The sequence below is a fragment of the Pseudomonas sp. P105 genome, assembly GCF_032614175.1.
Lineage (GTDB): Bacteria > Pseudomonadota > Gammaproteobacteria > Pseudomonadales > Pseudomonadaceae > Aquipseudomonas > Aquipseudomonas rhizophila.
This window is the reverse complement of the sequence record NZ_CP126693.1, coordinates 5609052-5625159: the sequence shown is the minus strand read 5'-3', so window position 1 is coordinate 5625159 and position 16108 is coordinate 5609052. Positions and strand designations below refer to the sequence as shown.

At 55.5% G+C, this 16108-nt stretch carries 21 protein-coding genes; all 21 read left to right on the top strand.

Going from position 1 to position 16108, the window contains the following annotated elements; translation table 11 throughout:
• Positions 1 to 32: 32 nt before the first annotated feature.
• The 21 genes from rpoC (at position 33) to rpsH (ending at position 16108) form a co-directional block, all read left to right on the top strand.
• Positions 33 to 4232, top strand: a complete 4200-nt coding sequence (gene rpoC / locus QOM08_RS25270; protein ID WP_047230482.1) for a DNA-directed RNA polymerase subunit beta' — start codon at positions 33 to 35, stop codon at positions 4230 to 4232.
• Positions 4233 to 4448: 216 nt separating this feature from the next.
• Positions 4449 to 4820 carry a 30S ribosomal protein S12 gene (rpsL, locus tag QOM08_RS25265; RefSeq protein ID WP_003186084.1) on the top strand — a complete coding sequence of 124 codons (372 nt, stop codon included), beginning with the start codon at positions 4449 to 4451 and terminating at the stop codon, positions 4818 to 4820.
• Positions 4821 to 4922: 102 nt separating this feature from the next.
• Positions 4923 to 5393: a 30S ribosomal protein S7 gene (gene rpsG, locus QOM08_RS25260; RefSeq protein ID WP_003186074.1), complete on the top strand. Its 471-nt coding sequence runs from the start codon at positions 4923 to 4925 to the stop codon at positions 5391 to 5393.
• Positions 5394 to 5423: 30 nt separating this feature from the next.
• Positions 5424 to 7529, top strand: coding sequence for an elongation factor G (gene fusA, locus QOM08_RS25255; protein ID WP_047230481.1), 2106 nt, complete (start codon positions 5424 to 5426; stop codon positions 7527 to 7529).
• 30 nt (positions 7530 to 7559) lie between these two features.
• Positions 7560 to 8753, top strand: coding sequence for an elongation factor Tu (gene tuf / locus QOM08_RS25250; protein ID WP_003186103.1), 1194 nt, complete (start codon positions 7560 to 7562; stop codon positions 8751 to 8753).
• A gap of 155 nt (positions 8754 to 8908) precedes the next feature.
• Positions 8909 to 9220 carry a 30S ribosomal protein S10 gene (gene rpsJ / locus QOM08_RS25245; protein WP_003186070.1) on the top strand — a complete coding sequence of 104 codons (312 nt, stop codon included), beginning with the start codon at positions 8909 to 8911 and terminating at the stop codon, positions 9218 to 9220.
• A gap of 80 nt (positions 9221 to 9300) precedes the next feature.
• On the top strand, positions 9301 to 9936 hold the full coding sequence (gene rplC, locus QOM08_RS25240) for a 50S ribosomal protein L3 (protein WP_003186059.1): 636 nt from the start codon (positions 9301 to 9303) through the stop codon (positions 9934 to 9936).
• 12 nt (positions 9937 to 9948) lie between these two features.
• Complete coding sequence (rplD, locus tag QOM08_RS25235) at positions 9949 to 10551, top strand: 50S ribosomal protein L4 (RefSeq protein ID WP_003186057.1); 603 nt, start codon at positions 9949 to 9951, stop codon at positions 10549 to 10551.
• Complete coding sequence (gene rplW, locus QOM08_RS25230; RefSeq protein WP_002555488.1) at positions 10548 to 10847, top strand: 50S ribosomal protein L23; 300 nt, start codon at positions 10548 to 10550, stop codon at positions 10845 to 10847. The genes rplD and rplW overlap by 4 nt, the downstream gene beginning before the upstream one ends.
• 14 nt (positions 10848 to 10861) lie before the next feature.
• Positions 10862 to 11686, top strand: coding sequence for a 50S ribosomal protein L2 (gene rplB / locus QOM08_RS25225; protein ID WP_003186055.1), 825 nt, complete (start codon positions 10862 to 10864; stop codon positions 11684 to 11686).
• A gap of 16 nt (positions 11687 to 11702) precedes the next feature.
• Entirely contained in the window at positions 11703 to 11978 is a 276-nt protein-coding gene (gene rpsS / locus QOM08_RS25220) for a 30S ribosomal protein S19 (protein WP_002555486.1), read from the top strand.
• Between the two features lie 11 nt (positions 11979 to 11989).
• Positions 11990 to 12322, top strand: a complete 333-nt coding sequence (gene rplV / locus QOM08_RS25215; RefSeq protein WP_003103908.1) for a 50S ribosomal protein L22 — start codon at positions 11990 to 11992, stop codon at positions 12320 to 12322.
• Positions 12323 to 12335: 13 nt separating this feature from the next.
• Positions 12336 to 13022 (top strand): 30S ribosomal protein S3, encoded by a 687-nt coding sequence (rpsC, locus tag QOM08_RS25210; RefSeq protein WP_003176422.1) that lies wholly within the window; start codon positions 12336 to 12338, stop codon positions 13020 to 13022.
• A 12-nt stretch (positions 13023 to 13034) separates the two neighbouring features.
• On the top strand, positions 13035 to 13448 hold the full coding sequence (gene rplP / locus QOM08_RS25205; protein ID WP_003186052.1) for a 50S ribosomal protein L16: 414 nt from the start codon (positions 13035 to 13037) through the stop codon (positions 13446 to 13448).
• Complete coding sequence (gene rpmC, locus QOM08_RS25200) at positions 13448 to 13639, top strand: 50S ribosomal protein L29 (RefSeq protein WP_002555481.1); 192 nt, start codon at positions 13448 to 13450, stop codon at positions 13637 to 13639. Before rplP ends, rpmC begins: the two co-directional genes overlap by 1 nt.
• A 2-nt stretch (positions 13640 to 13641) precedes the next feature.
• The gene (rpsQ, locus tag QOM08_RS25195) at positions 13642 to 13908 is read left to right on the top strand and encodes a 30S ribosomal protein S17 (RefSeq protein ID WP_003194644.1); all 267 of its coding nucleotides are present in this window, start codon (positions 13642 to 13644) and stop codon (positions 13906 to 13908) included.
• 23 nt (positions 13909 to 13931) lie between these two features.
• A complete protein-coding gene (gene rplN / locus QOM08_RS25190; protein WP_002555479.1) occupies positions 13932 to 14300 on the top strand; it encodes a 50S ribosomal protein L14 in 369 nt (122 codons plus the stop codon).
• 11 nt (positions 14301 to 14311) lie between these two features.
• On the top strand, positions 14312 to 14626 hold the full coding sequence (gene rplX, locus QOM08_RS25185) for a 50S ribosomal protein L24 (RefSeq protein WP_003186046.1): 315 nt from the start codon (positions 14312 to 14314) through the stop codon (positions 14624 to 14626).
• Between the two features lie 20 nt (positions 14627 to 14646).
• The gene (gene rplE / locus QOM08_RS25180; RefSeq protein ID WP_003186044.1) at positions 14647 to 15186 is read left to right on the top strand and encodes a 50S ribosomal protein L5; all 540 of its coding nucleotides are present in this window, start codon (positions 14647 to 14649) and stop codon (positions 15184 to 15186) included.
• A gap of 13 nt (positions 15187 to 15199) precedes the next feature.
• Complete coding sequence (gene rpsN / locus QOM08_RS25175) at positions 15200 to 15505, top strand: 30S ribosomal protein S14 (protein WP_003186042.1); 306 nt, start codon at positions 15200 to 15202, stop codon at positions 15503 to 15505.
• 210 nt (positions 15506 to 15715) lie between these two features.
• Positions 15716 to 16108, top strand: coding sequence for a 30S ribosomal protein S8 (gene rpsH, locus QOM08_RS25170; protein WP_017848802.1), 393 nt, complete (start codon positions 15716 to 15718; stop codon positions 16106 to 16108).

Genomic DNA, 16108 nt, shown 5'->3' with positions numbered 1-16108 from the left:
GCCCGTTCTCTGCTCCGCCAGGAGGAAAGGCCTTGAAAGACCTACTGAATTTGCTGAAAAACCAGGGTCAAGTCGAAGAGTTCGACGCCATCCGTATCGGATTGGCCTCGCCTGAGATGATCCGTTCGTGGTCGTTCGGTGAAGTTAAAAAGCCGGAAACCATCAACTACCGTACGTTCAAACCCGAGCGTGACGGCCTGTTCTGCGCCAAGATCTTTGGCCCGGTAAAGGATTACGAGTGCCTGTGCGGTAAGTACAAGCGCTTGAAGCACCGTGGTGTGATCTGCGAGAAGTGCGGCGTTGAAGTCGCGCTGGCAAAAGTTCGTCGTGAGCGCATGGCGCACATCGAACTGGCCTCGCCGGTTGCCCACATCTGGTTCCTGAAATCGCTGCCGTCCCGTATCGGCTTGCTGATGGACATGACCCTGCGTGATATCGAGCGCGTTCTCTACTTCGAGAGCTATGTCGTTATCGACCCGGGCATGACCACCCTTGAAAAAGGTCAGCTGCTCAACGACGAGCAGTACTTCGAAGCGCTGGAAGAGTTCGGCGACGATTTCGATGCCCGCATGGGTGCCGAAGCTGTCCGTGAGCTGCTGCACGCGATCGACCTGGAGCACGAGATTGGCCGTCTGCGTGAAGAAATTCCGCAAACCAACTCCGAAACCAAGATCAAGAAGCTGTCCAAGCGTCTGAAGTTGATGGAAGCCTTCCAGGGTTCCGGCAACCTGCCAGAGTGGATGGTGCTGACCGTTCTGCCGGTTCTGCCGCCAGACCTGCGTCCACTGGTTCCGCTCGATGGTGGTCGTTTCGCGACTTCCGACCTCAACGATCTGTATCGTCGAGTGATCAACCGTAACAACCGCTTGAAGCGCCTGCTTGATCTGTCCGCTCCGGACATCATCGTGCGCAACGAAAAGCGTATGTTGCAGGAAGCTGTCGACGCATTGCTCGACAACGGTCGTCGTGGCCGCGCTATCACCGGTTCCAACAAGCGTCCTCTGAAATCCCTGGCTGACATGATCAAGGGTAAGCAGGGTCGTTTCCGTCAGAACTTGCTCGGTAAGCGTGTTGACTACTCCGGTCGTTCGGTAATTACCGTAGGCCCGACCCTGCGTCTGCACCAGTGCGGTCTGCCTAAGAAAATGGCTCTGGAGCTGTTCAAGCCGTTCATTTTCGGCAAGCTGGAAATGCGTGGTCTCGCGACCACCATCAAAGCCGCCAAGAAGATGGTCGAGCGCGAGCTGCCAGAGGTTTGGGACGTTCTCGCCGAAGTGATTCGCGAACACCCAGTGCTGCTCAACCGTGCACCGACCCTTCACCGTCTGGGTATCCAGGCGTTTGAACCGGTACTGATCGAAGGTAAGGCCATCCAGCTGCACCCTCTGGTCTGTGCTGCGTACAACGCCGACTTCGACGGCGACCAAATGGCCGTGCACGTACCGCTGACGCTGGAAGCCCAGCTCGAAGCGCGTGCGCTGATGATGTCGACCAACAACATCCTGTCGCCAGCCAACGGTGAGCCAATCATCGTTCCGTCGCAGGACGTTGTATTGGGTCTGTACTACATGACTCGTGAAGCGATCAACGCCAAGGGCGAAGGTCGTGTGTTCGCGGATCTGCAGGAAGTTGACCGTGTGTTCCGTGCCGGCGAAGCCGCACTGCACGCCAAGGTCAAAGTGCGGATCAACGAAACCGTGAACGATCGTGATGGCGGCAGCGTGACCAACACCCGTATCGTCGACACCACCGTCGGCCGTGCGCTGTTGTTCCAGGTTGTGCCAAAAGGTCTGTCCTTCGACGTCGTCAACCTGCCGATGAAGAAAAAGGCGATCTCCAAGCTGATCAACCAGTGCTACCGCGTGGTTGGTCTGAAAGAGACCGTGATCTTCGCTGACCAGTTGATGTACACCGGTTTTGCCTATTCGACCATTTCCGGCGTTTCCATCGGTGTTAACGACTTCGTTATCCCGGACGAAAAAGCCCGCATCATCGGTGCTGCTACCGAAGAAGTGAAAGAGATCGAAAGTCAGTACGCCTCCGGCCTGGTAACCCAGGGCGAGAAGTACAACAAGGTGATCGACCTCTGGTCCAAGGCGAACGACGAAGTATCCAAGGCGATGATGGCCAACCTCTCGAAAGAGAAGGTCATCGACCGTCATGGCAACGAAGTCGACCAAGAGTCCTTCAACTCGATGTACATGATGGCCGACTCGGGCGCACGGGGTTCTGCTGCGCAGATCCGTCAGCTCGCCGGTATGCGTGGCCTGATGGCCAAGCCGGACGGTTCTATCATCGAGACCCCGATTACCGCGAACTTCCGTGAAGGTTTGAGCGTACTCCAGTACTTCATCTCCACTCACGGTGCTCGTAAGGGTCTTGCGGATACCGCGTTGAAAACGGCGAACTCCGGTTACCTGACTCGTCGTCTGGTAGACGTTGCGCAGGATCTGGTCGTGACCGAGATCGATTGCGGCACCGAACACGGCCTGGTAATGACTCCGCACATTGAAGGCGGTGACGTTGTAGAGCCGCTGGGTGAGCGCGTATTGGGTCGTGTCATCGCCCGTGACGTATTCAAGCCGGGTACCGAGGACGTAATCGTTCCTGCCGGCACCCTGGTTGACGAGAAGTGGGTCGAGTTCATCGAACTCAACAGCATCGACGAAGTGATCGTACGTTCGCCGATCAGCTGCGAAACCCGCTACGGCATCTGCGCCAAGTGCTACGGTCGCGACCTGGCTCGTGGTCACCAGGTGAACATCGGTGAAGCGGTCGGCGTTATCGCTGCCCAGTCCATCGGTGAGCCGGGTACCCAGCTGACGATGCGTACGTTCCACATCGGTGGTGCGGCCAGTCGAACCTCCGCAGCTGACAGCGTTCAGGTGAAGAATGGCGGTACTGTCCGTCTGCACAACCTCAAGCACGTAGAGCGCGTGGACGGTCACCTGGTGGCTGTATCCCGTTCCGGTGAGTTGGCGATCGCTGACGACTTCGGTCGCGAGCGCGAGCGCTACAAGCTGCCGTACGGTGCTGTGATTTCGGTCAAGGAAGGTGACAAGGTCGACGCTGGCGCTATCGTGGCCAAGTGGGATCCGCACACCCACCCGATCGTGACCGAAATGAAAGGTACCGTGACCTACGTGGGCATGGAAGAAGGCATCACGATCAAGCGTCAGACTGACGAATTGACCGGTATGACCAACATTGAAGTACTTGATGCGAAAGATCGTCCAGCTGCTGGCAAGGACATCCGTCCGGCCGTGAAGATGGTCGACGACAACGGCAAGGATCTGTTGCTGCCAGGCACTGACGTAATCGCTCAGTATTTCCTGCCAGCCAACGCCCTGGTCGGTGTTGCGGACGGTGCGCGGATCGCGATCGGTGATGTTATCGCTCGTATCCCGCAGGAAACTTCGAAAACCCGCGACATCACCGGTGGTCTGCCGCGTGTTGCCGACTTGTTCGAAGCCCGTCGTCCGAAAGAAGCCTCGATTCTGGCTGAAGTCAGCGGCACCATCGCGTTCGGTAAAGAGACCAAGGGCAAGCGCCGTCTGGTCATCACGCCGAACGACGGTAGCGATCCGTACGAAGAGCTGATTCCGAAGTGGCGTCACCTGAACGTCTTCGAAGGCGAACAGGTAAACCGCGGCGAAGTTATCTCCGACGGCCCGAGCGATCCACACGACATCCTGCGTCTGCTGGGTGTGAGTGCGCTGGCCAAGTACATCGTGAACGAGATCCAGGACGTTTACCGTCTGCAAGGCGTGAAGATCAACGACAAGCACATCGAGACCATCCTGCGTCAGATGCTGCGTAAAGTTGAGATCGCTGAATCCGGCGATTCGAGTTTCATCAAGGGCGACCAGATGGAGCTGACTCACGTACTGGTGGAAAACGAGCGCCTGGCGACGGAAGACAAGTTCGTCTCCAAGTTCACTCGCGTGCTGCTGGGTATCACCAAGGCGTCGTTGTCCACCGAATCGTTCATCTCGGCGGCTTCCTTCCAGGAAACCACCCGTGTACTGACCGAAGCGGCGGTAACCGGCAAGCGCGATTACCTGCGCGGCCTGAAAGAAAACGTGGTCGTGGGTCGTCTGATCCCGGCTGGTACCGGTTTGGCCTATCACAGCGAGCGCAAGCGTCGTCGTGATGCAGACAAGCCGTTGCGCGTAAGCGCCAGTGAAGTGGAAGCTGCACTGACCGAAGCACTGAACTCGAGCGGTAACTGAGTTCTGCGGTAATTAAGTGCCTGGCCCTGGTCATCCCGTTTGCTGGATCGAGACAAAATGTCGAGATCCGGCGGGCGGGGAGGTCGGGGCCTTGCCTTGACTGGGAACAAGATCCTCTTTAGACTCTTGATCCCCTAAATTTGGCGGGAATTCGTTCCTGCCATTTTGCTTTTCTTGTAAGACAATAGCGTCGCAAGACAACAGTGGAGCTAGTAGATGGCAACTATCAACCAGCTGGTACGTCAGCCGCGTAAGCGTATCGTCGAGAAATCCGACGTGCCTGCGCTGCAGAACTGCCCGCAACGTCGTGGCGTATGCACCCGTGTGTATACCACCACGCCGAAAAAACCTAACTCGGCACTGCGTAAAGTATGCCGTGTGCGTCTGACCAACGGTTTCGAGGTTTCCTCGTACATCGGTGGTGAAGGCCACAACCTGCAAGAGCACAGCGTGGTACTGATCCGCGGCGGTCGTGTAAAAGACTTGCCAGGTGTTCGTTACCACACCGTTCGCGGTTCTTTGGATACTTCCGGCGTTAAAGGTCGTAACCAGGGTCGTTCGAAGTACGGTACCAAGCGTCCGAAGTAATCGGCCGTTTTGCAGTTTTTCATTTTATTGAGTCGATAAGAGTAAGGTCGGGCACGCATTAGCTGTCCCGGGCTAACCTGAAGACCGTTTGAGGGCTTATCAATGCCAAGACGTCGCGTAGCAGCCAAACGTGAGATTCTGGACGATCCGAAATACGGAAGCCAGATTCTCGCCAAGTTCATGAACCACGTAATGGAAAGCGGCAAGAAAGCCGTTGCCGAGCGTATTGTTTATGGCGCACTGGACAAAGTTAAGGAACGCAAGAACAGCGATCCCCTGGAAATCTTCGAGAAAGCTCTCGACGCCATCGCTCCGCTGGTCGAAGTGAAGTCGCGCCGTGTAGGCGGTGCTACTTACCAGGTTCCGGTCGAAGTTCGTCCGTCCCGTCGTAACGCCCTGGCAATGCGCTGGTTGGTAGACTTCGCCCGCAAGCGCGGTGAGAAGTCCATGGCTCTGCGTTTGGCTGGCGAACTGTTGGACGCTGCTGAAGGTAAAGGTGCTGCAGTTAAGAAGCGTGAAGACGTGCACCGTATGGCTGAAGCCAACAAGGCTTTCTCGCACTACCGCTTCTAATTCTAGCGTCACTCAATTTGCGAGGGCTTTATGGCTCGTACTACACCGATTAATCGCTACCGTAACATCGGTATCGTTGCCCACGTGGATGCTGGTAAAACCACCACCACTGAGCGCGTCCTTTTTTACACTGGCAAAAGTCACAAGATGGGCGAGGTGCATGATGGCGCCGCGACCACCGACTGGATGGTGCAGGAGCAGGAGCGTGGTATTACCATTACTTCTGCTGCCATTACCGCCTTCTGGAAGGGTTCCGAGAAGCAATATCCGCACGAGCATCGCTTCAACGTTATCGATACCCCGGGTCACGTGGACTTCACCATTGAAGTTGAGCGTTCCCTGCGTGTACTCGACGGCGCAGTGGTTGTGTTCTGCGGTACCTCGGGTGTTGAGCCTCAGTCGGAAACCGTATGGCGTCAGGCCAACAAATACGGTGTTCCACGTCTTGTTTACGTAAACAAGATGGACCGTGCTGGTGCCAACTTCCTGCGCGTGATCGGTCAGATCAAGCAGCGTCTGGGTCACACTCCGGTGCCGATCCAGCTGGCTATCGGTTCTGAAGACAACTTCCAGGGTCAGATCGATCTGATCAACATGCAAGCTGTCTACTGGAACGATTCTGACAAGGGTATGGTTCCTGTTCGCAAGGACATCCCGGCAGAGTTGCTGGAAGAAGCCGAGAAGTGGCGCGGCAACATGGTTGAGGCTGCGGCCGAAGCCAACGAAGAGCTGATGAACAAGTACCTTGAGGGTGAAGAGCTCACCAACGAGGAAATCAAGGCCGCTCTGCGTCAGCGTACCATCGCTGGTGAGATCGTTCTGGCTGTTTGCGGTTCTTCCTTCAAGAACAAGGGTGTTCCCCTGGTTCTCGATGCTGTGATCGACTTCCTGCCTGCTCCAACCGACATTCCTGCTATCAAGGGTTCCAACCCTGATAACGAGGAAGAGGAAATGGAGCGTCATGCAAGCGACGACGAGCCTTTCGCGGCTCTGGCGTTCAAGATCGCTACCGACCCATTCGTGGGCACCTTGACCTTCGTTCGGGTTTACTCGGGCGTGTTGAACTCCGGCGACGGCGTGATCAACTCTGTTAAAGGCAAGAAAGAGCGTGTGGGTCGTATGGTGCAAATGCACGCAAACGCCCGCGAAGAGATCAAGGAAGTGCGCGCTGGCGACATCGCGGCCTTGATCGGCATGAAGGACGTCACCACCGGTGAAACCTTGTGCAACGCTGATAAGCCGATCATCCTGGTTCGCATGGACTTCCCGGAGCCGGTTATTTCGGTTGCCGTTGAGCCAAAAACCAAGGATGACCAGGAAAAAATGGGTATCGCTCTGGGCAAGCTTGCTCAGGAAGATCCATCTTTCCGCGTCAAGACTGATGAAGAGACCGGTCAAACGATCATCTCTGGCATGGGCGAGTTGCACCTGGATATCCTGGTTGACCGGATGCGCCGTGAGTTCAACGTCGAAGCCAACATCGGCAAGCCTCAGGTTTCCTATCGTGAGCGCATCACGAAGAACTGTGAAATTGAAGGCAAGTTCGTTCGCCAGTCCGGTGGTCGTGGCCAGTTCGGTCACTGCTGGATTCGTTTTGCGCCGGCTGACGAAGGTCAGGAAGGTCTGCAATTCGTGAACGAAGTCGTAGGTGGTGTGGTTCCTAAGGAATACATCCCGGCGATCCAGAAGGGTATCGAAGAGCAGATGAAGAACGGCGTTGTTGCCGGCTATCCGCTGATCGGCCTGAAGGCGACTGTGTTCGATGGTTCTTACCACGACGTCGACTCCAACGAGATGGCGTTCAAGGTGGCTGCTTCCATGGCGACCAAGCAACTGGCCCAGAAGGGCGGTGGTGAGTTGCTTGAGCCGATCATGGCGGTAGAGGTTGTTACGCCTGAAGACTACATGGGTGATGTCATGGGCGACCTTAACCGTCGTCGTGGCATGATTCTGGGTATGGAAGATACGGTTTCCGGCAAGGTCATTCGTGCCGAGGTTCCGTTGGGTGAAATGTTCGGTTACGCAACCGACGTTCGTTCCATGTCTCAGGGTCGCGCGAGCTACTCTATGGAATTCAAAAAATACAATACAGCTCCGTCGCATATCGTCGAAACTGTTACCAAAAAGCAAGGCTGATTCAGCCCTTTAAGCTAGGAGTTAATTGTCGTGGCTAAAGAAAAATTTGAACGGAACAAACCGCACGTCAACGTTGGCACCATCGGTCACGTCGACCACGGTAAAACCACGCTGACCGCTGCTCTGACCCGTGTCTGCTCCGAAGTTTTCGGTTCGGCCAAGGTTGACTTCGACAAGATCGACAGCGCCCCGGAAGAGAAAGCTCGCGGTATCACCATCAACACCGCTCACGTTGAATACGATTCGGCCGTGCGTCACTACGCACACGTTGACTGCCCAGGTCACGCCGACTACGTAAAAAACATGATCACTGGTGCTGCCCAGATGGACGGCGCGATCCTGGTTTGCTCGGCCGCTGATGGTCCGATGCCACAAACCCGTGAGCACATCCTGCTGTCCCGTCAGGTAGGCGTTCCGTACATCGTTGTCTTCCTGAACAAGGCTGACATGGTTGACGACGCTGAGCTGCTGGAACTGGTTGAGATGGAAGTGCGCGATCTGCTGAGCACTTACGACTTCCCAGGTGATGACACTCCAATCATCATCGGTTCGGCTCTGATGGCTCTGAACGGCCAAGACGACAACGAAATGGGCACCACCGCTGTCAAGAAGCTGGTGGAAACTCTGGACAGCTACATCCCAGAGCCAGAGCGTGCTATCGACAAGCCGTTCCTGATGCCAATCGAAGACGTATTCTCGATCTCCGGTCGCGGTACCGTTGTGACTGGTCGTGTTGAGCGTGGCATCGTCCGCATCCAGGAAGAAGTTGAGATCGTCGGTCTGCGCGACACTCAGAAAACTACCTGCACCGGCGTTGAAATGTTCCGCAAGCTGCTCGACGAAGGTCGTGCAGGCGAGAACTGCGGCGTACTGCTGCGCGGCACCAAGCGTGACGACGTTGAGCGTGGCCAGGTTCTGGTCAAGCCAGGCACCGTCAAGCCGCACACCAAGTTCACTGCAGAAGTTTACGTTCTGAGCAAGGAAGAAGGCGGCCGTCATACTCCGTTCTTCAAAGGCTACCGTCCACAGTTCTACTTCCGTACAACTGACGTGACCGGTAACTGCGAGCTGCCAGAAGGCGTTGAAATGGTAATGCCAGGTGACAACATCCAGATGACTGTCACTCTGATCAAGACCATCGCGATGGAAGACGGTCTGCGTTTCGCTATCCGTGAAGGCGGCCGTACCGTCGGCGCTGGCGTCGTAGCCAAAGTCATCGAGTAAGTCTCTTGTAGAGTCAGCTTGATGAGTTGAAGAGCCCCCGCCTAGCGGGGGCTTTTTTATTGGGTTGACACCTATCAGGGGCGTCTATAGAATTGCGCCTCCTTTTAACGGGCGTATTGCGCTCGGTGGGAATAGCAGCCGGAGTCTGAAATCCAATGCAAAATCAGCAAATCCGTATCAGGTTGAAGGCTTTTGACCATCGCCTGATCGACCAATCCACCCAGGAAATCGTGGAAACCGCGAAACGTACTGGTGCTCAAGTGCGTGGTCCAATTCCACTGCCTACCCGTAAAGAGCGGTTCACCGTTCTGGTCTCCCCGCACGTCAACAAAGACGCGCGTGATCAGTACGAGATCCGTACTCATAAGCGCGTTCTGGACATCGTCCAGCCAACGGATAAAACCGTTGATGCACTTATGAAGCTTGATCTTGCGGCCGGTGTGGAAGTGCAGATCAGCCTCGGCTAAGACTCGGTCTTGGTCGTGTAACGCTCTGAAATGGGCGGCCATAGCGGGTGAAAGCCCCGTACACTCATGAGGTTTACAACATGACTATTGGTGTAGTCGGTCGTAAATGCGGTATGACCCGTATTTTCACCGAAGAAGGTGTCTCCATTCCGGTCACGGTCATTGAGATCGAGCCGAATCGCGTCACCCAGTTCAAAACTGAAGAGACCGATGGCTATCGTGCAGTGCAAGTCACTGTCGGCGAGCGTCGTGCTTCGCGTGTAACAGCTGCTCAAGCTGGCCACTTCGCCAAGGCGAACGTTGCCGCTGGTCGTACCGTAATGGAATTCCGCCTTGAAGAAGGCGAGTACCAGGCCGGCGATCTGATCAACGCTGAAATCTTCGCTGCTGGTCAACTGGTTGATGTAACCGGTCAGTCCAAGGGTAAAGGCTTCCAGGGTACGATCAAGCGTTGGAACTTCCGCGGGCAAGATAACACCCACGGTAACTCCGTATCCCACCGCGTTCCAGGCTCTATCGGCCAGTGCCAGACTCCTGGTCGTGTATTCAAGGGCAAAAAAATGTCCGGTCATATGGGCGCTGAGCGCGTGACCGTGCAGTCCCTCGAAGTAGTGCGCGTGGACGCTGAACGCAATCTGTTGTTGGTCAAGGGCGCTGTTCCTGGCGCTACTGGCGGCAACTTGGTTGTACGTCCAGCAGCCAAGGCTCGCGGTTAAGGGGAAGCTGACATGCAATTAAATGTAAATGACGCTCAAGCGATCGAAGTTTCCGAACTGACATTTGGCGGCGAATTCAACGAGACGCTGGTTCACCAAGCAGTCGTGGCCTACATGGCTGGCGGCCGTCAAGGTAGCAAGCAGCAAAAGACCCGTTCCGACGTTTCTGGTGGCGGTAAGCGCCCATGGCGTCAGAAAGGTACTGGCCGTGCTCGTGCCGGTACTATCCGTAGCCCAATCTGGCGTGGCGGCGGTACCACTTTTGCAGCTCGTCCTCAGGATCACTCCCAGAAGCTGAACAAGAAGATGTATCGCGCAGCAATGCGTTCCATCCTTGCTGAGCTGGTGCGTACTGATCGTCTGGTCGTGGTTCAGGACTTCGCTGTTGAAGCACCGAAAACCAAAGATCTGCTGAACAAGCTGAACGGCATGGGCCTGACTGACGTCCTGATCGTGTCTGACGCTGTTGATCAGAACCTGTACCTGGCTGCTCGCAACCTGCCACACGTTGATGTTCGTGACGTGCAAGGTTCCGATCCGGTCAGTCTGATCGCATACGACAAGGTGTTGATCACCGTGTCGGCCGTGAAGAAATTCGAGGAGCTGCTGGGATGAACCAGGAACGCGTATTTAAAGTTCTGCTTGGCCCGCACGTTTCCGAGAAGGCTACGGTTCTGGCAGACAAGAAAGGCCAGTTCGTTTTCAAGGTTGCTACCGACGCAACCAAGCTGGAAATCAAGAAGGCCGTCGAAAGCCTGTTCAGCGTGAAAGTAGAGCGCGTTACTACCCTGAACGTTCTGGGTAAGAGCAAGCGCACTGCTCGCGGTCTGGGCAAGCGTAATGACTGGAAGAAGGCAGTTATCTCCCTTCAGCCAGGCCAAGATCTCGATTTCAGCAGCAGTGCTGAGTAAGGAAGGGGTGCATCATGGCAATCGTTAAATGCAAACCGACTTCCCCTGGCCGCCGTTTTGTGGTCAAGGTGGTCAACCAGGAGCTGCATAAAGGCGCTCCTCACGCACCGCTGCTCGAGAAAAAATCGAAGTCTGGTGGTCGTAACAACAATGGCCGTATTACCACTCGTCACATCGGTGGTGGTCATAAGCAGCATTATCGTCTGGTCGACTTCCGTCGCAACGACAAGGATGGCATCGCTGCCACCGTCGAGCGTATCGAATACGATCCAAACCGTACTGCTCACATCGCTCTGCTGCTGTACGCAGATGGCGAGCGTCGCTACATCATCGCCCCTAAAGGCGTGAGTGCTGGCGACCAGCTGATCGCAGGTGCTTTGGCACCGATCAAGCCGGGCAACGCTCTGCAGCTGCGTAACATTCCAGTTGGTAGCACCGTACACGGCATCGAATTGAAGCCAGGTAAAGGCGCACAGATCGCTCGTTCCGCTGGTGCTTCGGCTCAGCTGATCGCTCGTGAAGGTGTCTACGTGACCCTGCGTCTGCGTTCTGGTGAGATGCGTAAAGTACTGGCTGAGTGCCGTGCGACCCTGGGCGAAGTCTCGAACTCCGAGCACAGCCTGCGTTCGTTGGGTAAAGCTGGTGCCAAGCGCTGGCGTGGCGTTCGCCCAACCGTTCGTGGTGTTGCCATGAACCCGGTTGACCACCCACATGGTGGTGGTGAAGGTCGTACCTCTGGTGGTCGTCATCCGGTATCGCCATGGGGCTTCCCGACTAAGGGCGCGAAGACTCGTGGTAATAAGCGTACCGACAAAATGATCGTCCGTCGTCGCAAGTAAATAGAGGGATACGACAGTGCCACGTTCTCTGAAAAAAGGTCCTTTTATTGATCTTCACCTACTGAAGAAGATCGAAGTGGCGGCGGAAAAGAACGATCGCAAACCAGTTAAGACCTGGTCGCGTCGTTCGATGATCCTGCCACAAATGGTCGGTCTGACCATCGCAGTACACAACGGTCGCCAACACGTCCCAGTTCTCGTTAACGAAGACATGGTCGGCCACAAACTGGGCGAGTTTGCCGGTACCCGCACATACCGTGGGCACGTGGCTGACAAGAAAGCCAAGCGTTAAGGGGTAAGGAAATGGAAGTAGCCGCTAAGTTGTCGGGCGCTCGAATCTCCGCCCAGAAAGCCCGCTTGGTCGCCGACCAGATCCGCGGGAAGAAGGTGGGCGAAGCGCTCAACCTGTTGGCTTTCAGCAGTAAGAAAGCCGCCGAGATCATGAAGAAAGTGCTGGAGTCGGCCGTAGCCAACGCCGAGCATAACGAAGGCGCAGATGTTGATGACCTGAAGGTCAGCACCGTTTTCGTCAACGAAGGGCGTTCGCTGAAGCGCATCATGCCACGTGCCAAAGGCCGTGCTGATCGCATCGTCAAGCGGTCTTGCCATATCACTGTCAAGGTTGCTGACAAGTAACGGAGTCGAAGAGATGGGTCAGAAAGTACATCCCATTGGCATTCGCCTGGGAATCGTCAAGGAGCACACCTCCGTCTGGTACGCAGACGGTCGGACTTATGCGGACTACTTGTTCGCTGATCTGAAGGTGCGTGAGTATCTCCAAGACAAACTAAAAAGCGCGTCCGTAAGCCGTATCGATATCCATCGTCCGGCGCAGACTGCACGCATCACCATCCACACTGCTCGTCCAGGTATCGTTATCGGGAAGAAAGGTGAAGATGTTGAGAAGCTGCGTCAGGACCTGACCAAGCAAATGGGTGTGCCTGTGCACATCAATATCGAAGAGATCCGCAAGCCGGAGCTCGACGGTATGCTGGTTGCGCAGAGCGTAGCTCAGCAGCTGGAGCGTCGTGTAATGTTCCGTCGCGCTATGAAGCGCGCTGTACAGAACGCAATGCGCATTGGTGCCAAAGGCATCAAAATCCAAGTGAGCGGTCGTCTCGGCGGTGCTGAAATCGCACGTACTGAATGGTATCGCGAAGGTCGTGTGCCACTGCACACCCTGCGTGCCGACATCGACTATGCCAACTACGAAGCTCACACCACCTACGGTGTGATCGGTGTAAAGGTTTGGATCTTCAAAGGCGAAGTAATTGGTGGTCGCCAAGAAGAGCTGAAGCCACAAGCACCAGCGCCTCGTAAAAAAGCTGCTAAGTAAGGGGTACGCCAAATGTTGCAACCAAAGCGTACGAAGTTCCGCAAGCAGATGACCGGTCACAACCGTGGCCTGGCATTGCGCGGTAGCAAAGTCAGCTTCGGCGAGTTCGCGCTGAAGTCTGTTGCTCGTGGTCGTCTCACCGCTCGTCAGATCGAGTCAGCGCGTCGTGCTCTGACCCGTCACGTAAAACGTGGCGGCAAGATCTGGATCCGTGTATTCCCGGACAAGCCTGTCACCAAGAAGCCACTCGAAGTTCGGATGGGTAAAGGTAAGGGTAACGTGGAGTACTGGGTTGCCCAGATTCAGCCAGGCAAAGTCCTGTATGAAATCGAGGGTGTTTCTGAAGAGCTGGCGCGTGAGGCTTTCGCCCTGGCTGCTGCAAAGCTGCCGCTCGCCACCTCCTTTGTTAAACGGACGGTGATGTGATGAAAGCGAATGAACTTCGTGAAAAATCAGCACAGCAGCTGAACGAGCAACTGCTCGGCCTGCTGCGCGACCAGTTCAATCTGCGTATGCAGAAAGCAACTGGCCAGTTGGGGCAGTCTCATCTGCTCTCGCAAGTTAAGCGTGACATCGCTCGCGTGAAAACTGTGCTCAACCAGCAGGCAGGTAAGTAATCATGGCTGAAGCCGAAAAAACTGTCCGTACGCTGACTGGCCGTGTTGTCAGCGACAAGATGGACAAAACCATCACCGTTCTGATCGAGCGTCGCGTTAAGCACCCGATCTACGGTAAATACGTTAAGCGTTCGACTAAGCTGCACGCGCACGACGAAACCAATCAGTGCCACATCGGCGACAAAGTCACTATTCGTGAAACTCGTCCGATGGCCAAGACCAAGTCTTGGGCGCTGGTTGATGTTCTCGAACGCGCTGTGGAAGTCTAAGGGCTAGGGGTCGGAGAAATTATATGATTCAGACTCAATCCATGCTCGATGTGGCCGATAACAGCGGCGCTCGCCGTGTTATGTGCATCAAGGTGCTGGGTGGCTCCCATCGTCGTTACGCTGGTATTGGTGACATCATCAAAGTTACCGTCAAGGAAGCAATTCCTCGCGGTAAGGTGAAAAAAGGCCAAGTGATGACTGCTGTTGTAGTCCGCACTCGCCACGGTGTTCGTCGCGCTGACGGCTCCATCATCCGCTTTGATGGCAACGCTGCTGTTCTGTTGAACAACAAGCAAGAGCCAATCGGCACCCGTATCTTTGGGCCAGTGACCCGTGAGCTTCGTACTGAGAAGTTCATGAAGATCGTCTCGCTCGCCCCAGAAGTGCTGTAAGGAGATCCGACATGCAAAAGATTCGTCGTGACGACGAGATCATCGTGATCGCCGGCAAGGACAAGGGTAAGCGCGGTAAGGTGCTGAAGGTTCTCGCTGACAACCGTCTGGTTGTTGGTGGCCTGAACCTGGTCAAGCGCCATACCAAGCCTAACCCGATGTCGGGCGTACAGGGCGGTATCGTCGAGAAAGAAGCGCCACTGCACGCTTCCAACGTCGCCATTTTCAACGGCGAAACCAACAAGGCTGACCGCGTTGGTTTCAAAGTAGAAGACGGTAAGAAAATTCGTGTCTTCAAGTCGACCCAAAAAGCGGTTGATGCTTGAACACTGCTAGGTAGAAGACCATGGCACGACTAAAAGAGATTTACCGGAAGGAAATCGCACCGAAGCTTAAGGAAGAACTTAAGCTTTCGAACGTGATGGAAGTTCCGCGCGTTACCAAAATCACCCTGAACATGGGTCTGGGCGAAGCGATCGGCGACAAAAAAGTCATCGAGCACGCTGTTGCTGACCTGGAAAAGATCACCGGTCAGAAAGTCGTTGTGACTTACGCTCGGAAATCCATCGCTGGCTTTAAAGTCCGTGAAGGTTGGCCGATCGGCGTCAAAGTGACCCTGCGCCGTGAGCGTATGTACGAGTTCCTGGATCGTCTGCTGTCGATCTCCCTGCCTCGGGTTCGCGACTTCCGCGGCCTGAATGCCAAGTCCTTCGATGGTCGTGGTAACTACAGCATGGGCGTTAAAGAGCAGATCATTTTCCCGGAAATCGATTACGACAAGATCGACGCTCTCCGCGGTCTGGACATTACCCTGACCACCACTGCTCGGACGGATGACGAAGGTCGCGCACTGCTGCGCGCTTTCAAATTCCCGTTCCGCAACTGATTGGAGTAGGAAAATGGCCAAGAAGAGCATGAAAAACCGTGAGCTGAAGCGTCAGCTCACCGTTGCCAAGTACGCCACCAAGCGTGCAGCGCTGAAAGCTATCATCGTTGATCTGAACGCAAGTCCAGAAGCGCGCTGGGAAGCTACCGTAGCACTGCAGAAGCAGCCACGTGACGCAAGCGCTTCGCGCATGCGTAACCGCTGCCGCCTGACTGGTCGTCCGCACGGCGTGTACCGCAAGTTCGGCCTCGGCCGTAACATGCTGCGTCAAGCTGCAATGCGTGGTGACGTTCCAGGTCTGGTTAAAGCCAGCTGGTAAGCACTGTCAATGTCTCGGTGTTCGGGGTCGCAAGATCCTGACCGCCGGTGACCTTGAACTTGAATCAAGCCCCTTTTGGGGCTTGATTCATTTGTGGGGTGTGTCTAGAATACCCGGCTCGCCTGAGCCCGTGCTTTTATCGCGCGGATGTACTCGGCGACACGTAGTAGCCGAAAGGCTAATTTTTTGTGTATTAGGAGCGTCTAGCCCATGAGTATGCAGGACCCGTTAGCGGACATGCTAACTCGTATCCGTAATGCCCAGATGGCTGAAAAGTCCGTCGTAAGCATGCCATCTTCTACTTTGAAGGTAGCTGTTGCCAAAGTCCTGAAGGACGAAGGTTACATTGCGGGTTATCAGATCAGCAGCGAAATCAAGCCACTGCTGTCCATCGAGCTGAAGTACTTCGAAGGCCGTCCGGTCATCGAGGAAGTGAAGCGCGTTAGCCGTCCAGGCCTGCGTCAGTACAAGTCCGTCGAGGATCTGCCAAAAGTTCGTGGCGGTCTCGGTGTGTCTATCGTCTCCACCAACAAGGGTGTGATGACGGATCGTGCTGCGCGCGCTGCCGGTGTCGGCGGCGAAGTTCTTTGCACTGTGTTCTAA